The 17007-nt window shown below is 63.9% G+C and carries 12 protein-coding genes; 5 read left to right on the top strand and 7 right to left on the bottom strand.

Annotated elements, in window-relative coordinates; genetic code table 11:
- Nucleotides 1-2751 (top strand): amino acid adenylation domain-containing protein (locus AWB70_RS30040; protein ID WP_143281723.1); only part of this gene is annotated, 2751 nt, incomplete at its 5' end.
- A gap of 65 nt (nucleotides 2752-2816) precedes the next feature.
- On the opposite strand, the gene AWB70_RS30035 is transcribed toward AWB70_RS30040, so the two are convergent.
- Nucleotides 2817-3476, bottom strand: coding sequence for an RNA-binding protein (locus AWB70_RS30035; RefSeq protein ID WP_053570662.1), 660 nt, complete (start codon nucleotides 3474-3476; stop codon nucleotides 2817-2819).
- 206 nt (nucleotides 3477-3682) lie between these two features.
- Between AWB70_RS30035 and AWB70_RS30030 the strand changes: the two genes are divergently transcribed.
- Together AWB70_RS30030 and AWB70_RS30025 are read left to right on the top strand one after the other, a co-directional pair.
- Nucleotides 3683-4540 (top strand): alpha/beta fold hydrolase, encoded by an 858-nt coding sequence (locus AWB70_RS30030; RefSeq protein ID WP_053570663.1) that lies wholly within the window; start codon nucleotides 3683-3685, stop codon nucleotides 4538-4540.
- Nucleotides 4540-6231, top strand: a complete 1692-nt coding sequence (locus AWB70_RS30025; RefSeq protein ID WP_235024388.1) for a cyclic peptide export ABC transporter — start codon at nucleotides 4540-4542, stop codon at nucleotides 6229-6231. The genes AWB70_RS30030 and AWB70_RS30025 overlap by 1 nt, the downstream gene beginning before the upstream one ends.
- Before the next feature lie 51 nt (nucleotides 6232-6282).
- On the opposite strand, the gene AWB70_RS30020 is transcribed toward AWB70_RS30025, so the two are convergent.
- Nucleotides 6283-7536, bottom strand: a complete 1254-nt coding sequence (locus tag AWB70_RS30020; RefSeq protein ID WP_200826451.1) for a hypothetical protein — start codon at nucleotides 7534-7536, stop codon at nucleotides 6283-6285.
- A gap of 545 nt (nucleotides 7537-8081) precedes the next feature.
- Here AWB70_RS30020 and AWB70_RS30015 point away from each other — a divergent pair.
- Together AWB70_RS30015 and AWB70_RS30010 are read left to right on the top strand one after the other, a co-directional pair.
- The gene (locus tag AWB70_RS30015) at nucleotides 8082-8942 is read left to right on the top strand and encodes an ATP-grasp fold amidoligase family protein (protein WP_053570665.1); all 861 of its coding nucleotides are present in this window, start codon (nucleotides 8082-8084) and stop codon (nucleotides 8940-8942) included.
- 521 nt (nucleotides 8943-9463) lie between these two features.
- The gene (locus AWB70_RS30010) at nucleotides 9464-10804 is read left to right on the top strand and encodes a sigma 54-interacting transcriptional regulator (protein ID WP_235024387.1); all 1341 of its coding nucleotides are present in this window, start codon (nucleotides 9464-9466) and stop codon (nucleotides 10802-10804) included.
- On the opposite strand, the gene AWB70_RS30005 is transcribed toward AWB70_RS30010, so the two are convergent.
- Genes AWB70_RS30005 through AWB70_RS29985 form a run of 5 tightly spaced genes read right to left on the bottom strand, consistent with a single transcriptional unit; the run spans nucleotide 10798 to nucleotide 16996 of the window.
- Nucleotides 10798-11559 (bottom strand): amidohydrolase family protein, encoded by a 762-nt coding sequence (locus AWB70_RS30005; RefSeq protein WP_053570668.1) that lies wholly within the window; start codon nucleotides 11557-11559, stop codon nucleotides 10798-10800. The two genes, AWB70_RS30010 and AWB70_RS30005, sit on opposite strands and share 7 nt — an antisense overlap.
- Nucleotides 11556-12326, bottom strand: coding sequence for a GIY-YIG nuclease family protein (locus AWB70_RS30000; RefSeq protein WP_053570669.1), 771 nt, complete (start codon nucleotides 12324-12326; stop codon nucleotides 11556-11558). The genes AWB70_RS30005 and AWB70_RS30000 overlap by 4 nt, the downstream gene beginning before the upstream one ends.
- Nucleotides 12319-13455: a hypothetical protein gene (locus AWB70_RS29995; protein ID WP_053570670.1), complete on the bottom strand. Its 1137-nt coding sequence runs from the start codon at nucleotides 13453-13455 to the stop codon at nucleotides 12319-12321. The genes AWB70_RS30000 and AWB70_RS29995 overlap by 8 nt, the downstream gene beginning before the upstream one ends.
- A gap of 18 nt (nucleotides 13456-13473) precedes the next feature.
- Nucleotides 13474-15606 carry an 8-amino-7-oxononanoate synthase gene (locus tag AWB70_RS29990; RefSeq protein WP_235024386.1) on the bottom strand — a complete coding sequence of 711 codons (2133 nt, stop codon included), beginning with the start codon at nucleotides 15604-15606 and terminating at the stop codon, nucleotides 13474-13476.
- 31 nt (nucleotides 15607-15637) lie between these two features.
- On the bottom strand, nucleotides 15638-16996 hold the full coding sequence (locus AWB70_RS29985) for a hypothetical protein (RefSeq protein ID WP_014193659.1): 1359 nt from the start codon (nucleotides 16994-16996) through the stop codon (nucleotides 15638-15640).
- Nucleotides 16997-17007 lie beyond the last annotated feature (11 nt).

The raw sequence follows: 17007 nt of genomic DNA, 5'->3' as shown, positions 1-17007 counted from the left end.
ACCGCGCAGACGGTCGCACCGTTGTCGCCCGAACTGTTGTGTGGCTATATGGAGCAGACGCTTTCGAGTCTCGTGCAGGCGCTCGAACACGCGCCGCAGACGCCCGTCAATCAGCTTGATGTGTTGCCGCCCGAGACGCGTACTTTACTTGTCTCTACGTGGAATGATACTGCCTCGTCATATCCTGATAGCCTCTGCATCCATCAGTTGTTCGAGCAACAAGTCCAGCGCACGCCCAATGCAATCGCACTCGTCTTCGAAGACGAATCGCTCACGTATGCGCAACTGAACGCACGCGCCAATCAACTTGCCCATCATCTGATCGCGCAAGGCGTTCGTCCCGAGGATCGCGTGGCGCTGTGCGTGGAGCGTGGCATCGGTATGGTGGTGTCGCTGCTCGCGATACTCAAGGCAGGCGCTGCTTACGTGCCACTCGATCCGGCCTATCCGGGCGAGCGTTTGAGCCACATCCTCACCGACTCCGCGCCCAGGCTCCTGCTCGCCGATGCCGCCGGCCGCGATGCGCTCTGCGATACCGGCACGCTTGCCGTGCTCGATCCGAACGTCTCGCTCGGTGGCTCGGAGGACGATCCGCAAGTCGCAGTCGCTTCGCATCACCTCGCTTACGTGCTCTTCACCTCCGGCTCCACCGGCAAGCCCAAGGGCGTGATGGTCGAGCATCGCGAGATGCTGAACTTCCTGTGCTCGATGCGCGATATCACGGCCATGAGCGCCGCTGACACGCTGCTCGCCGTCACGACGATTTCCTTCGATATCGCAGGGCTTGAGTTGTATCTGCCCTTGAGCACGGGTGCATGCATCGTGCTTGCGCGCAGAAGCGATGCCGCCGATCCCATCGCGCTGCAAGCGCTTATCGACAAGCATGAAATCAGCTTCATGCAGGCGACGCCCGCGACCTGGCGCATGCTGCTCGATGCGCAGTGGACCGGCAACGCGAAACTCACCGCGCTCTGCGGTGGCGAAGCGTTGTCCGCGGCTCTCGCGGCGCGGCTTCGCGAGAAGGTCAAATCGCTGTGGAATGTCTATGGTCCCACGGAAACGACCGTCTGGTCTTCGTGTTATGAGGTGGGGCTCGAAGCGCAGAGTTCAGCGACGGTGCCAGTCGGTCGTCCGATCGCCAACACGCGCATGTATCTGCTCGATGCGCAATACCGGCTCGTGCCACCGGGTGCGGTCGGTGAGTTGTATATCGGTGGGGCGGGTGTGGCGCGGGGTTATCTGAATCGCCCTGATCTGACTGCCGAGCGGTTTATCGACGATCCGTTCGTTCCGGGCGCGCGTATGTATCGCACGGGCGATATTGCACGTTATCGCGCCGATGGCAATATCGAGTTTCTTGGCCGCAACGATCATCAGGTCAAGATTCGCGGCTTCCGTATCGAGTTGGGTGAGATCGAAGCACAGATCGCCAGTCATCCGGCGGTGCGCGAGGCGGTCGTTATTGCACGTGCTCGGCACGAGGCGACGCAGGATCAGCAACTCATCGCTTATGTCACGCTGGTTTCCGATGCAAGCGATCTTCGTGAACATTTGAACTCGCGATTGCCCGACTACATGGTGCCTTCCGCGTTCGTTACGCTCGATGCGTTGCCGCTTACACCCAACGGCAAGCTCGATCGCCGTGCCTTGCCCGATCCGCAATGGCAAGATCTTGCAGCTTATGTCGCGCCGCGTACGTCGCTTGAACACTCACTCGCTGAATGCTTTGCCAGTGTGCTCGGTCTCGAACGCGTGAGCGTCTTCGATAACTTCTTTGCGCTTGGCGGTCATTCGCTGCTTGCCGTGCAGTTGATGGCGCACATTCATGCCGAGCTCGGCCAGGACATATCGATCCGTGTTCTCTTCAGCGCGCCATCGGTCGCGGAACTGGCGAATCACCTGAACACCGCGCCTTCGAACACCGAATTCGACACCATCCTGCCGATCCGCGCACCCGGCGATGGCGCTCCGCTCTTCTGCATTCATCCCGTGGGCGGACTGGCATGGAGCTACGCGGGCCTCGCTCAAATCATCGACGGCGATCGCCCGATCTATGCCGTGCAAACGCCAGCGCTGCAACAGCCCGATTACGGTCCCGCGAGCATCGCCGAGATGGCGACCGACTACATCACGCGCATCCGCACGATTCAGCCTCAGGGCCCTTATCATCTGCTCGGCTGGTCCTTCGGCGGCTTGCTCGCCTATGAAATGGCAACTCAGCTTCAGAACCTCGGCGAAACGGTGAGCCAGCTCGTGCTGCTCGATTCGCGTCTTCCCGATGCAGTGGATGCGCGCGAAGTCGATGAATGCGCACTCTTCGCCGCCACGTTCCCCAGCATGTCGCCAGATCTGATGCTGTCGCTTCAGGCCATGCAGACCACATCGGAACGCGTCATCGCATTGCGCGAGCATCGCCTGATACCCGCCTACATCACGGACGGGCACATCATGACGCTGATCGGCGCGACGCAGCGGAACATGCAGTTGCAGTCGACGTTCGCGCCGAAGCAGTTCTATGGCGATATCGTCTATTTCACGGCGACGCGCTCCGAGTCTCCCGGCCAGCCTCGTCCTTTCGCGTCATGGCGCGAGCGTGTGGATGGATCGATCATGAATTACGACATCGATTGCGCGCATGCCGAGATGTGCCTGCCTTCATCGCTTGCGATGATCGGAGAGAACCTCGCTTCATTGAATGTTATCGGGGCGTCGGCAAGCCGTTATCCGAATGCGGAGGTACACGCGAAATAGTCGAGCGCATCGCCACCGGATGAAACGCCGGTGGCGATGCGCTCGGAGATGAAAGAGAGAAACGCTTAACCTTCGCGCCGCTGATTGCGATCGCTATGTTTGCGAACGTTGCTGGCGAGTTCGGAAATGATCTCGGTCGCCGCTCCGATGATCTGATTGAAGTTGAAACCGGCGCGGGTCATCTCTCGATAGAAAGATCGGGCAAGCATCTTCGAGAGCTGACTCGGGTTCTGTACCGATTGCGCGACGATATCGCCGATCGTCTGGTCCGACGATCGCTTGAGCGTCATCCGGGCAAAGGGCGAGGCAACGAGCTTTTGCAGTCTGTCGGCCTCGACGGCCTTCGTAACGAACATACCGAGAATGCGGAGCAGTTTCAGATCATGTTCATCGAAATGCCTTCTTTCCTGTGGACCGGAGACCTGCACCACACCGATCACCTGTCCGTTCAGCGCGAGGACGGCGAACATCTTGTCGCGCGTGTCCGAGTATTCGACGATGGCCGTCTTCTCGCCGATATGCACCTCACCGAATGCCGCCGTGTGCCCGGCGCACACTTCGGCGACGCGCGCATCGACAGGAATCGACACGACGCATCGCTTCGCGCGCAGCGCATCGGCGACGATCGCCGCGAGTTCTTCCGGCGAACTGGCGGCGTCCCGGATTTCCGCAAAGTCAGTCAGCTGAGAATCCTGCTCTTCATAAGCATGTTCAGTACTGTTCATATGCACTCCACCGGAAGGTTTCAGTGTGCGTCAGGTTATGCGTCGAAAGTTAGCAGCCCGTTAGCGCGATTCGTGCCCGTCGAGACTGAAATATGACGATAGCCAGTGCCTAATTGCTTTCTAAGTTTCGATCGTCAGGCTAGTCGTTGCGCAATTCAGGTTCCGGCCACTTCACATAGGTGATGACAATGAAACGACCCCTTTTCATGCAGCGCCGCAATATTCGGGTTCGCAATGGCCGTTTCGACATTTCCGTGGAAGATTCGGGCAGCATCGGAACGCCCTGCGTCCTGCTGCATGGCCGCGGTGAATGCAGCGGCGTGTGGCGTACTTTGACAGAAGATGCGTCGGCGGACCATCGTTTCCTGTCCATCGACCTTCGCGGCCACGGCGATTCGAGCTGGGACCCGGAGGGCGACTACGGCTCTCGCACGCTGGCGCGCGATGTGCTGGAAGTTTTACTGGCGCTGAACATAAGAAAGCCCATTCTCATTGGTCATTCGCTCGGCGGCAGCGTAGCGTTGCAACTGACCGGCATGCTCGAACAATTTACCGCCGGACTGGTGCTGGTCGACTTTGGACCGGAATCCGATGCTAGCAGTTCACAAAAGGTCCGCGCGGAAATAATCGACACGCCCGCGCGTTTCGATTCGATCGACGAATACGTGGTCTGGCTGCGCGACCGCCGTCCGCTCGCGAACGGCCGTGCGCTTCGCAACTTCGCCGCGCACGCCCTGCGCCGCACGCAAACCGGCGCATTCGAGCCGAAGCTGGACCGGCGGGTAGCCGACGATTCGCCACTGAGCGAAGAACCGCACGCCGATCAGTTCTGGCGCATGCTTAGCTCGGCGCGCTGCCCGAGCCTCGTCGTGCGCGGTGTCGGCTCTGCCGTCCTCAAGCCGCAGGTCGCCTTGCGCATGGCGCATCAGGCCTTGCCGAAAGGAAGGCTTGCCACGATATCCGGCGCGGGCCATGCCGTCATGACCGATAACCCCGAGGAATTCAACCGGACGATCCGCACCTTTCTTGCTTCGCTGCCGCAGGCCGCAAGCGGAGGTCAATGATGTTCGAGATCATTCCTTCGCAGATTCGCAGGCAATCGGCGCCGCGTCTCGTGTTTGCGGTCATCGCGGGCTTCGCGGGCGCGCTGTGCAGCGCCGAGATCGCACGGTTGATCAGCAACGTGGCTGCGGGCCAGATCGAGACGCGCGGACTCGTGATCGTTTTCTTCGCGGTATGCGCGGCGCAACTGCTGTTCAGAACGACATCGCAAATCATCGTGATGGACTTCGGCCAGCAGGTGATATGCGGCCTGCGCATCGAACTGTGCCGCAAGATTCTGCGCACACCCTACAAGCGGCTGCAAACGCTTGGAAAGTCGCGTCTGCTCGCTATCCTCACCACGGACATCGGCACCTTCGCGCAAGCCGCGCAAATGCTGCCGATCACCTTCGGTAATGTGATCCTGATCACGGTATGCCTTGCGTACATGGCGTGGCTTTCCTGGCAGGCATTCGCATGCTTCTTCGTCTTTCTGATCGTGGGCGGCGTGATTTATCATAGCGTCGAACGCTGGCCCTTGCGCGAGATGCAGGCGGTTCGCGATCAGCTCGATATCATCTTCCGGCATTTTCGCTCGCTGCTGGAAGGCACGCGCGAATTGCAGCTCAACAACGCGCGGGCCCGGTACTTCACGGACAACGTCGTGCATCCGACCGCGCATAGTTTCCGTCGCTCGTTCACGCGGGCGATGTTCATCTATTCGCTCGTCGCCAATGCGGGCGGCATGCTCTTCTACGTGGCCATCGGTCTGATCCTGCTCGTGGTGCCGCACTGGTTTCCGCAATCGCACGGCGTTCTGGTGACGCTCACGCTCCTGCTGCTCTTTCTGATTCAACCCGTCAGCGAAGTGATGACGACCTTGCCGATCCTGCGTCAGGCGTCCATTGCGTTGACGCGCATCCGGATTCTCGATGCCGAACTCATGCAGGAGCAGGACGACGACGCGCAAGGCACGCATGACGATGCCTTCGCCTCAGGCATCGACGGTGCGCCGCTTATCCGCTTCTCGGGTGTGTCGCATCGCTATCCGGGGCTGACGGAGGATCATCCGTTCACGCTCGGCCCTATCGATATGTCGATTCGCGAAGGCGAAGTGGTTTATCTGATCGGCGGAAACGGCAGCGGCAAGACCACGCTCGCGATGCTGCTGCTCGGACTCTACGAACCCGAGCAAGGGCATGTGGAACTGAACGGCGTGAAAGTCGAGAAGCACAATCTCGTGCAATATCGCCAGCGGTTTTCAGCGGTATTCGCGGACTTTCATTTGTTCGATGAAGTGCTGTGCCAGGATCAGACGCATATCGCGAAGCAGGCCGCGCATTATCTTCACAAGCTCGAACTCGACCACAAGGTCAGCATGGAGGGCAACCGGTTCAGTACGACCAGCCTGTCGTCGGGGCAGCGCAAGCGCATGGCGCTCATCTCGTCGTATCTGGAAGATCGTCCGATCTATCTCTTCGACGAATGGGCCGCCGATCAGGACCCCGTGTTCCGGCGCGTGTTCTATACCCAGTTGATTCCCGAGCTCAAGCGCAAGGGGAAGACCGTCATCGTCATCTCGCACGACGATGCGTATTTCGAATGTGCCGACCGCCTCGTTCAGGTTGCAAACGGCCGTCTCGTCGATGTCTCCGCGCAAGCGCTGAAAGAAGGCCTGTATGCGGGGCGCGGCGGTTCCGCCGTTGCCGAATGATGTCGCAATCGTTCGAACGCCGCGGCTCGCACCGCGGCGTTCGTCCTCAGCTTACTGCGGCTCGTACCACGAATAGGTCGGCAGCGTCGTGATCGGCGTGCCAATCTGGAACGTGATATCGCGCAGCGAAGTCAGCGGAATGTTGCGCGGGTCGCCGGTATAGCGACGGACATCGCCGTTGTCGTTGATATAGACCACGACGTTGCCCGTGATGCCCGCCACATTCGTGCTGGAGAGCGGCACGCCCCAGATATCGAAGACCTGGCCGAGCGTGAATGGCTTCACGTTAGGCGTTTCGATATGAATGATGCCGGTGTTGTCGTGCGTATGCAGCTCGTAGTTGCACCCGGACGTAATGCCGACGTTCTTCGGGAACGCGAGCCATTGGCCGTCCTTGAAGATCGCGACATGCGAGTGCACATGGAAGGTCTCGGCCATGCCTGGCGCACAGACTACGCCATCCACCGTCGCACCGGTGCTGCCCGTCCCCGTGCTGCCGTCCGGAAAGTACAAGGTGCCGAGCAAGCCGCCGAAGCTGAGCGTGCTGACCGTCGACGTGAAGGGCGGCGGATCGGTCCACGTGTAGGTCGCGACTTGAGCGGGCGGCGTGCCGACGACGAGCGTCACTTCACCGTGCTGCGTCAGCGAGAGGCTCGCGAGATCGCCGCTGTATTGCTGAAGCGCGCCGCCCGTGTTCACCCACGCGGTGACGTTGCCGGTGAGACCCGCCACGTTGGTCGTGCTGAGCGGCTGCCCCCAGACGGCGAAGAACTGACCGAGCGTGTACGACCCGTTGGACGTCACGTCCATGCGAACCTTGCCCGATGCATCGACCGTATGGACCGGATAGACGCAGCCCGTCTGCCGCGCCATGCTCGGCACGACGGTGCCGATGTTCGCGGGCAACGCAAGCTGCTTGCCGTCCTGATAGATCGACAGATGCGCATAGCTGTATTTCGCGCCCGCCACCGTGCAGTTGAGGCCGTTGACCGCCTGGCCCGTGCCGCCGCTCGAGGTCGAGCCGTCGCTCCATTGCGCGGTGCCGATCGTCGTGCCGTCAACGACAGCGGTCGCCGCGGCAAGCGTGGGTGACGTGTTCGTCGGCGTCGTGTCAGACGCGGGCGTGGTGCCCGATGCGGGCGTAGTCCCCGACGCGGGCGTGGTGCCCGATGCGGGTGTACTCCCCGCCGTGGAATTCGAGCCGTTGCCCGAGCCGCCGCCGCCACAGGCGGCAAGCAATGCAAGCGCGGCCGCCGAGGCTGCGGCGCTGATCCATCGAATGTGTGTATGTTTCTCTTTGAGCATCGGTCGACTCCGCCTCTTCGTTTGAAAAAACCTGAACGTGATGCGGGCAGCACTGCGGACGCAGGCACATAGGCATGCATGAGCGCGCCCGGCATCGGAAGCATCGCGATACGGCTCCGGAGCAAGGAAACGTTTGCTCCGCGAGACGATCTCGATACGATTGACGCAAGTATTGACGCCTGTCGCTGCGGCGTACGGTTGAAATGACCGAATCAGATCGGTCGAGCGCACGCGAATGAAGTGCAGCGACTCATCGAAAGAGAGAAACTGGTCCGGCTGTTTGATTACCGGCGAAAGGAAATGTAACGTCGATGCTTCGTCGTCGCAAGTAGAAGTAATGCGAAGATTTCTTTACGCGGATTTCGTTCGCACCTGTGTGCGCTCGCGCACATACGCTGGAAGGACTATTCGGATGTGATTTAAGTTTTCCGTCGAAGTGTGCCCAAGCGAACGCTTCTTCAGAACCGACTACATAAGCCCACGTCTAACGAATACATGAAGCACTTGAAATTGATCCACTCCAGCCGAGAATTGGAGGCAAGCGAATGACTTTCTCAAAGGCGCTGTTCCATAGCGTAAGGGATTGGTTGCCCGACAACCTGTTGCTGAGCATTTATCACCGCCGCCGAATCGGGCGCTTTCCGAACCTGCGCAATCCTACGACGTTCAACGAAAAAATTCTGGAACGCTGCCTGTATCCCGATCCCCGTTATGTCGATCTGAGCGACAAGCTGAAGGTGCGCGAATATGTTGCCGGCAAGATCGGCAGCGAATATCTCGTGCCGCTTGTCGCCGAGCCGTCGGATTTCACGGAGGAAGTTTTCAATGCGCTTCCGACTTCATTCGTCATGAAAGCTACGCACGGAAGCGGTTTCGTGAAGCTCGTAAGAAACAAGGCGGAGACTTCGTTCGCAGAACTCGATGCACTCGCGCAACGCTGGCTGTCCACCGACTTCTATTCGATCTATCGGGAACGTCACTATCGCCCGATTGAGCGGCGCATTTTCTTCGAAGCACTGCTGCTCAACGAAGATGGCAGAGTCCCCGCGGACATGAAGTTCCATGTCTTCAACAAGAACTCGGGCGATCCGAAAATCTTCATCCTCGTCATCTCCGACCGCTTTGGAGAACGGCCGCGAGGCGACATCTACGATGCCGACTGGAACCTGCTCGACATTTCGATGGGCAAGTATGCGCGCAGCACGACGCCCGACCCGCGCCCCAGAAACCTCGACGCGCTGCTGTGGGCCGCGCGCGAACTGGCAAGCGACTTCGAGTTCGTGCGCGTCGATCTCTACGACTCGAACGACGTCATCTACTTCGGTGAGCTGACCTTCACGCCGGGCGCGGGCATGTTCGCGCTGACACCGGACAGGGTCGACTACGAGTGGGGCAGCCTGATGTAAGGGCACGAGATGCAAGACACCGCGCGCGGCTGCACGAAGCGAGTACAGAAAACCGCGCGCGGCACGCATGGCAAGCCGATATCCGCCATACGCCTGTATCCCTCGGTCATTGCAACGCAGGACGAAACGCGCCCTTCTCGCGATCGGCGCGCGATTGTGCGATAACCCTCACGCGAAGCGCTTTAGGCACGACGAATCGTTGCCGCGTTGCCTAGCATACGCATACACGAAACCTGCTCGAACGGCTCCGATACACGACTCGTCGCTTTGCAATGCGACGTTGAATTCAAAGCGTGAACCCTCCTTCAGGCATTGATCAATTCGAGCGACGCGCGCGCGCCGTCACAAGCGCGCACGCGTGCCGCCGCCCGGATTCGAATGCGAGGTTCACATGCGAAGCACGCCGACATTCACGAACGAGCGCATCGCGCGCCGAGAAAACGCCGCATCCGCCGATGCGGTGATGCGGCTCAGGCTTCGCTGAGAAGACCACGCAGTTCGCAGGCAGAGCCGCGATGCGCATGGTTTTGCATCACGACGATCCGCGCGCGCTCGATGCCGCGTTGCGCGAGCGTGGCGTGCCCGATGAGGTCGAAACGGGCGCGGCGGGCGAAGGCCCGTTCGTCGTCGTGGTGATCGCGCAAGGCAACCGCGTCGCGGATGCAGCCGCGCGCTGGCTACGGCGTCATCCGTTGCCGGAAGGCTTCATCGTCGGATGCACGAGAAACACGCGCGCCGATTGTCAGCCGGAAGCATGGTGGCCGGCGTCGCTGTGCGACATGGTCTTGGCGAACGACGAAGACACGCTGCTCGACGAAATCGCGCGACGCGTGGCGCGTCTCGCGGAGATGGAGGCGATCCTCGATGCGGAATGGCTGCGCGAGCGCGCCGTCGGCCAGTCGGCGATCTGGCGCAATACGCTGCGCACGGTCGCGGAGATCGGCCGCTTCGGCGACGGCGCATGTCTTCTTCTCGGCGAAAGCGGCTGCGGGAAGGAGCTGCTCGCGCGCCTCGTGCACGATCTCGATCCGGTGCGCCGGCGTGGTCCGTTCGTCGTCGTCGACTGCACGACGCTCAGCCCGGAACTCTCGGGCAGCGAGCTGTTCGGGCACGCGAAAGGCGCCTTCACGCATGCGCTCTCGGCGCGCGACGGCGCGGTCGCCATGGCCGATGGCGGCACGCTCTTTCTCGATGAAATCGGCGAACTCGAACCGCGTCTGCAAGCGCGTCTGCTGCGCGTGATTCAGGAACGCACCTACAAGCGCATCGGCGAAGATGTGTGGCGCAAGTCGGATTTTCGCCTCACCTGCGCAACCAATCGCGATCTCGAAGGCGAAGTGCTCGCGGGCCGCTTTCGCAACGACCTGTACTTTCGCATCGCGCGATGGACCGTGCGCGCGCCGAGTCTCGCCGAGCGGCGCGACGATATCCCGCTGCTCGTCACGCACTTTCTCGCCGAACACGGCGATGCCGCGCCGCAGGTCATGCCCGAGGTCATGCAGCGTCTCGTCGCGGCGGACTATCAAGGCAACGTGCGCGAACTGCGCAACGTCGTGATGCGGCTCGCGGACCGTCAGCGCGGCTTTCGCGTGCTGAGCACGGGCTGTCTTCGCGACGCCTTCGCGTCCGGCGCGGCAACGGCCAGCGTGAACGGATGGGAGCAGGCCTTCGCCCTCGCGGTCGAAGGCGCGCTCGATGCCGGGCTCGGGCTGAAGAACATCGGGCAGATCGCGGAATCGCTCGCCGTCGAACTGGCCGAGCGCCGTGCTGGCTCGACGAGCCGCGCGGCGGAACTGCTTCAGGTCACGCCGCGCGCGCTGCAATTGCGCCGTCAGTTGCGGCCATCGGATGTCACTCAATGAGCGGCGGCGTGAGGCGATGTCAACGTGCGCGAGCGCGCCAGCAAGCGCAATGCATTGCCGCCCGCGATGGCGTCGAACGCTTCGCGCGATGGCTTCAACGCACGGATCTTCGCAAGCTCCAGCCCCGGATGCAGCCACGGCCCGTCTGTGCCGAACAGCAGCTTGCGTGGCCCGGCGCGATGAAACGCCTCTTCGAGCAGATCGAAGCGGCGCACGCCGGAGGTATCGGCAAACAGATTCGGATACCGAACGATCAGATCGATGACGCGGCGCTGCGCGGACCAGTCATCCGCGAAGCTGCCGAGATGCGCGAACACGAACGCGACATTCGGATGAGTCTGCGCGAGCAATTCCAGGCCGCCCGTCTCGCCGCCGGGATCGTAGAGCACGGGCAGATTCCAGCGTTGCGCGGCATCGCAGACTTGCCGGTGTATCCGCGCATCGTGCCGATGCACCTTGATGCCGCGCAGGCCCAGCATCAGCACCGCCTCCTCGATCATGCGATGCATGCGCTCGCGGTCGCGCTCGGCATGCACCATCGCGAAGCCGATCCAGCGTTGCGGGTCCGCGCGCACGATCGCGGCAACGTCGCGGTTGCCGCGCGCATAGTCGGACTGAAACACCGGCAGCAGCACCGAACGCGCGATACCCGCCCGCGACGCGCGGCGCGCGTAGGCGGCGAGCGGCGCGGTGGTGTCCCACGGACCGGTCATGCCGTCGCCCTGGCCGGCGTGCACATGGAAGTCGATGATCATGGCGCGAACTCGAAGAGACTGCCCGCGGCGAGATCGATCGCCTTGCCCGGCGCTTTCGGCGATGCGATGCCCGGCGGCAGCAGATTGTCGATCCTGAGCCCGCGCTTGCCGACGATCAGCGCGACTTTGAGCTTCCTGTTCGTCACGCGCGTGCGCAGCGCACGCACCAGCACGTGCTCGACGGCGGCGGCGTCCGACGCGCGCGGCGTATTGGCGATCCACACGTTGAGGTCGGAGTCGTGCTGCCGCGCATACAGGCGATGTCTTCGCAGCCGCGCGCCGACATCGTCCGACTTGCCGACGTAGATCGGCCGGCTGCCGCGCATCAGGATATACACGCCGATGCCGCTCGTGTTGTCCGCCGCGCCGCGTAGCGTCTTGTAGTGCCGCCATGCGAGCGTGACATTCGCGGAGCGCTCGACTTCGAATTCGAAGTCTTCGAGTTCCTGTTCGAGCGCGTCGATCTCGCGTTCGTACAGATGCGCGCCCGGCGCGACCGCGAGCGCGACGACCTCCATCGCATCGCGTTTTTGCCGCGCGAGAAAGCACGCGCGGCAGCACGCGCCCGAGCTTTCGAAGCGCGCGATTCGGCGATTCGGGTCCGCGCCGACGCGGCGCGCGCGCCGCAACAGAATCTGCATGTCCTGCGTGATCGTGCGCGATGTCATGCCCGGCGGCGTGCGCCGCGCTTGCGCAAGGAGCCGCATGAACCGCCGCATGCGCCACGGCGCGAGCTCCAGTGTGTGTCCGTCCGCGGTCTTAAACATGCTCGGTCTCCTTGAATACGGTGATGCGATGCGCGGCGCGTCCCGCATCGGGCAGACGCGGCGCGAGCGAGGCGATCGCATCGATGAGCGCGTCGATATCGGAAGCGCGATGATCGGCCCGCGCGATCGCGATGAGCGCATAGCCGCCGCCGCGCTGCCGCAACAGCGCCGTGCGCAGGCCACGCGCGTTCAAGCCCGCATGCAGCGCGAGCGCGCGCGGGTCGCTCGCGAGCGTCAGCCGTTGCAGCGGATGCCATCGGCCCGACAGACGCAGATCGGGCAGGACGCCATGCGCGAGCGCACGCAGCCCGTCATGCAGACGATGCAGCCGGTGCAGCAGCCGCAAGCGCAGACGCGCGCCCGCGCGGCGGTTGATCGCGAGCGCATCGAGTGCGGCGAGCAGCGCCGCCGCGCTCGCGGGGCTGCAATGCGATTGCGCGGGCCCGTTGCGGGCAATGTCGCCAATCAGCGCGGCCGGGCCGCACAGCGTCGCGAGCGGCGCGCCGAACGCCTTCGCCCAGGATGCGAGCAGCAAGACCGGCTGCATCGACGGGGACGGCAATCCGCTATGGCGCAACACGCCGCCGCCGCCCTGCCCCCACGGACTGCGCGGCGATGCGCGCTCGCCCGTCAGCCCGAGCACCTGGCTGTGATCGACGAGCACGACGCCGCCTTCGCGCCACACCGCCTCCACGTAGCGTTCGATGGGCGCGGGCACGCCCTCGCCGACGGTTGCATCGGTGATGACGGCGGGCGGGCGCGCCGATGCACGCCGCGCGAGCCTGCGCATGAGATCGCCGGCGTCGCCGTGGCGGAACCACGCGACCGGCACGCCGCGGCCCATCATGCGCTCGAGCGCCCAGCGCATGACCGGGTACAGCGCGTCGTCCGCGAAGAGCGCGTGCGTGCGGCCGAGCCTGTCGAACGCATCGATCGCCAGATGCAGCGTCGATGCGCCCGTCAAGCCCGCTTCCGCGCCCTGCAGCGCCGCGGCATCGGCGGCGACGCGGCGGGCGAGCGGCGCGGCCGCCAGCGCGGCGGGCAGCCCGGTCGTGAGCGCATCCCACGCGCCGAGCGCGCGCGCCGGATGGCGCATGCCGAGATACAGCGCGGAAGCGAAGTCGATCATCGCGCGCCCCTCTTCACGTCACGCCGCGAGGTTGCCGCGCCGTTCGCGCAGACGCCTGAGCAGATGGATGCCCGGCACCTGCACATCGACGGGTTCCGCGCTCACATCGACGCCCGTCACCGCCCGGTACGAGTGGATATACGCCTGAATCTCCGGCCGGAAGAACGTGGCCCAGTTCGCGGCGTTGGCCGGATCGTTGATGGAGTTCCAGTCGCCCCAGCGGATCGACGAGACGATCTGCTCGCCCATCGTCGCGAGCTGCCAGAACTGGAACGTGTTGGTGTCGCCCCAGCCTTGCAGCTTGCGCATGCTCTCGACCGAATGCATCCACGGCTCCGGATACGCGACCATCGCGCGGCGCGGCAGATACTCGCGGAATTCGGGCCGCGCGAGCAGCCACTGCTGCATCATCATTTCGATGCGCGAGGTCGTCGGCAGGTCGAGGAACTGGTTGTGCGCGCCTTCCGAGAGGATCAGATGCACTTCACGCAGCGCGTTGAGCAGCGGGAAGCCGTCGGGCACGACCGTGGTGTCGTCGGACTGACGGAAGAACGGCACGCACAGGTTCAGCAGCGTGTGGAACGCTTCGAGGAACTTGCTCCGATTATCTGCAGTGCGAACTTTTGGTACGGCGCGGCCGAACAGTTGCAGGCCGTACTGATGCGCATATTCCGCCGCGCGCCGCTCGATCGGCAGACGATGCTGCTCGTCCTGCACCCAGCCCCAGATGAGGTTGTTCAGCGGCCGCAGCGAATCCAGCTCCAGTTGCGCGAGCGGATCGCGCGGGCCGCCCGACACGTTCTGGAAGCGCCGCGAGACCGCGTTCATCGTCTGCACGAGCTGGAGCTCTTCCATCCAGTAGCTCCAGATCAGTTCGATGAGCGGCGGATGCATGAGCTTCGCCGAAAAGTTGTTGTTCCACTGCGTGAGCCACAGGCACTTTTCGTGGCACGGGCCCATATCCTGCTGCTCCTGTTGCTGATGAGCGAGCGCGTCCGCCGCCGCCTGCGCGACATCGCCCGCGCCCGTGCCCTGCAACTGATTGACGATGCGTTCGAGATACGGCACGGACGGCGACTCGTTCAGGTTGCGCTTTTCCGTGAGATACATCTTGGCGAGGTTGTCGACGTCGAGCGCGGTGAGCTTCAGGCCGAGACGCTCGTTGGCGAGCAGCCGCGCGGTGTCGTCGCCCTGCAGCAGCGCCATGACCTTGGCCGTCTCGGTGCCGTCCTGCACGACCGCGCCCCACGTCACGACGAAGGCTTCGGTCGCGACCTTGAGCGCACGATACGCGTCGGTATCCGTGAACGGCAGGAAGCGGCGGCGGCTCAGGCGCGCGGCGCCGGGATACAGCGGCATGTCATCGACGGTCTTGCCGGTGAAGAACAGCAGGTCGAGATTGCGCGCGTAGTTGTCCCACGAGAGCATCTCGGCATTGCGCTTGATGAGAATCCACAGCGCGACATCGGCGGTGAGCGGCATCGTCGAGCGGCGCATCGTGACGGGCGTCACGGCGCCGAACATCGTATCGTCCTCGACCACGCCGGAGCGCTCGGCGATCTCGTCGCCGGTGTCGTCGTCGCGCGGCAGCGTGATGTGCGAGGAGAATTCCGACTTTTTGACCATCGCCTTGTCGGACGTCACGGCGAGGCTGGTCGATTCGGCCAGCGCCGGTTTCGCCAGTTCGCGCATGGCCACCTTGACCGTCTGCGTGCGTGGCGCGCCGCTTGCGGGAACGGCGGTGGCCGTGTCGGCGGCAGCGGCGGCGGGCGTGTACGTGCCGGTCAGCTTCACGCTGTCGCCCGCGAGCAGATGCCCCGCCATGCGCATGATGTCGTTCGGCGAAGTCGCCGAGGTGGCGAAGCCCTTGAGCGCGTCGGCCAGTTGCAAGAGCAGGTCGCCCGCGCCGGTGCTGCCGGCGGTGTCCGGATTCTTCGACAGCGTGATCGTGCGCACGACCGCCGGGCCGCCCGCGACCGCGGTGGCCGGTCCAATCGCGCCCTGGCTCGCGCGGCGCAGCGGCCCCTTCGCGCTGCGCTCGGTGGCGGCGAGCGTCTCGATCGGTATCTGCACCGTGAATTTGTCGAGATTGCCGGGATCGTCCTGATCGACTTTCAGTTGCAGCACGCCCGGGAATGGGATGGTACTCATCGTTGTTCTCCTTCAGAGAATCATGCGTGAATCACGCGTAAGCGGCGAATGGGTTTGCGTGCAACGAACCGGCATGCGGCGGCATGGCGGGCGGCCGTCGCTGATTGAGCACGACGCTCAGTTGCGCACTGCCCGCGCTCCACGGCAGATAGCCCGCGAGCGCCCAGCGCTGCAGCAGTTCGGCGATCACCTTCAGCTCCGTCTGCGCGGGCAGATGCCCGCTGTAGCGCGCCTGCCCGAGCACGGCGAAGGCGAGCGCGGGCGTATCCGCGAGCCATTGCTGAGGCCGCGCCTTCACGCGCTGCCAGCGCGCGAGCAGCGCGTCGGGATGCCGGTCGGGCAGACTGAGCGCCGCGCCCATCGTCTGGCCGCGCAGCGCGGGTGGACGCAGCGACAGCAGCACGGCGACGAAGCGTGGAATCGCCCGCGACAGCGCATCGAACGAGGCGCGCTGCGCCGCGCTCATCTGCATGCGCGGATAAAGCCGCTCCCACACCGCTTCGAGCGCCGACCACTGCGCATGCGGATACAGCGCGCGGCCCATCGCGATCGACAGCTTCACGCGTATCCACGGCGCGGGATGCGGATCGTCGAGATTGATGCGCATGACGAACGCGCGCGGCAGGCTCACCACGCTCATCAGGCCGACGGTCGCCGCGATGCCCACGCGCGACACCGCCCACAGATCCGCGACGATCTCCCCGATCCATCGATCCCAGGCGCGCCAGACCGACGGCCCCCGCACGAAGCGCGACGGCGACGCGCGCTTGTACGTATTCGCGAGATCGAGCAGCGCCGACGCCTGATGCCCCACCTCGTGATACAGCGACGCTGCGATGCCCGTGCCCACCATCCGCTCGCGCGGCATGCGGATCACCGCGACGGGGTTGTCGCCGCCGCCCGGCAGCCGCGTGCGCGCCCGCCGGATCGCGCCGCCATGCCCGCGCTCCACGTAACAGATGACGGGCGGCGGCGCGACCGGCACGCCCGGCTGGCGCAGACCGTCCTGCGCGGCGACATCGAGGCCCGCGAGCCAGATGCCGGTGCCGTGCTGGCTGCGCTGCGTGAGCACTTCCGCGAAGATCTCGAAATGCGTGAGCGCGGCGTGGAAATACAGCTTCAGGAGCGCATAGCGGCGCTGCGCGCGGGCGACGTTCGCGGGCGTGGCGGCGAGCGCGCGCAACTGCCCCAGAAATTGCGCGATGCGCTTGCGCAATTGCTGGCGGCCCGCCTGCATATGCCGTTCGATGGCGGACATCGCCTCGTCGCTGACGTTCGCGGCGGGGACCATCGGCATCTGCAGCGCGTAGGGCAGTTGCGCGTCGAGCCGCGCCCGGATGCCGAGCACTTCCTGTTCGACCAGACGCAGCGCTTCTTCACACGGGTTCATCGCAATCGAGC

It is taken from the genome of Caballeronia cordobensis, from assembly GCF_001544575.2.
Classification (GTDB): domain Bacteria; phylum Pseudomonadota; class Gammaproteobacteria; order Burkholderiales; family Burkholderiaceae; genus Caballeronia; species Caballeronia cordobensis.
The sequence above is the reverse complement of the archived record's forward strand: the minus strand, read 5'-3'. Positions and strand labels throughout refer to the sequence as shown.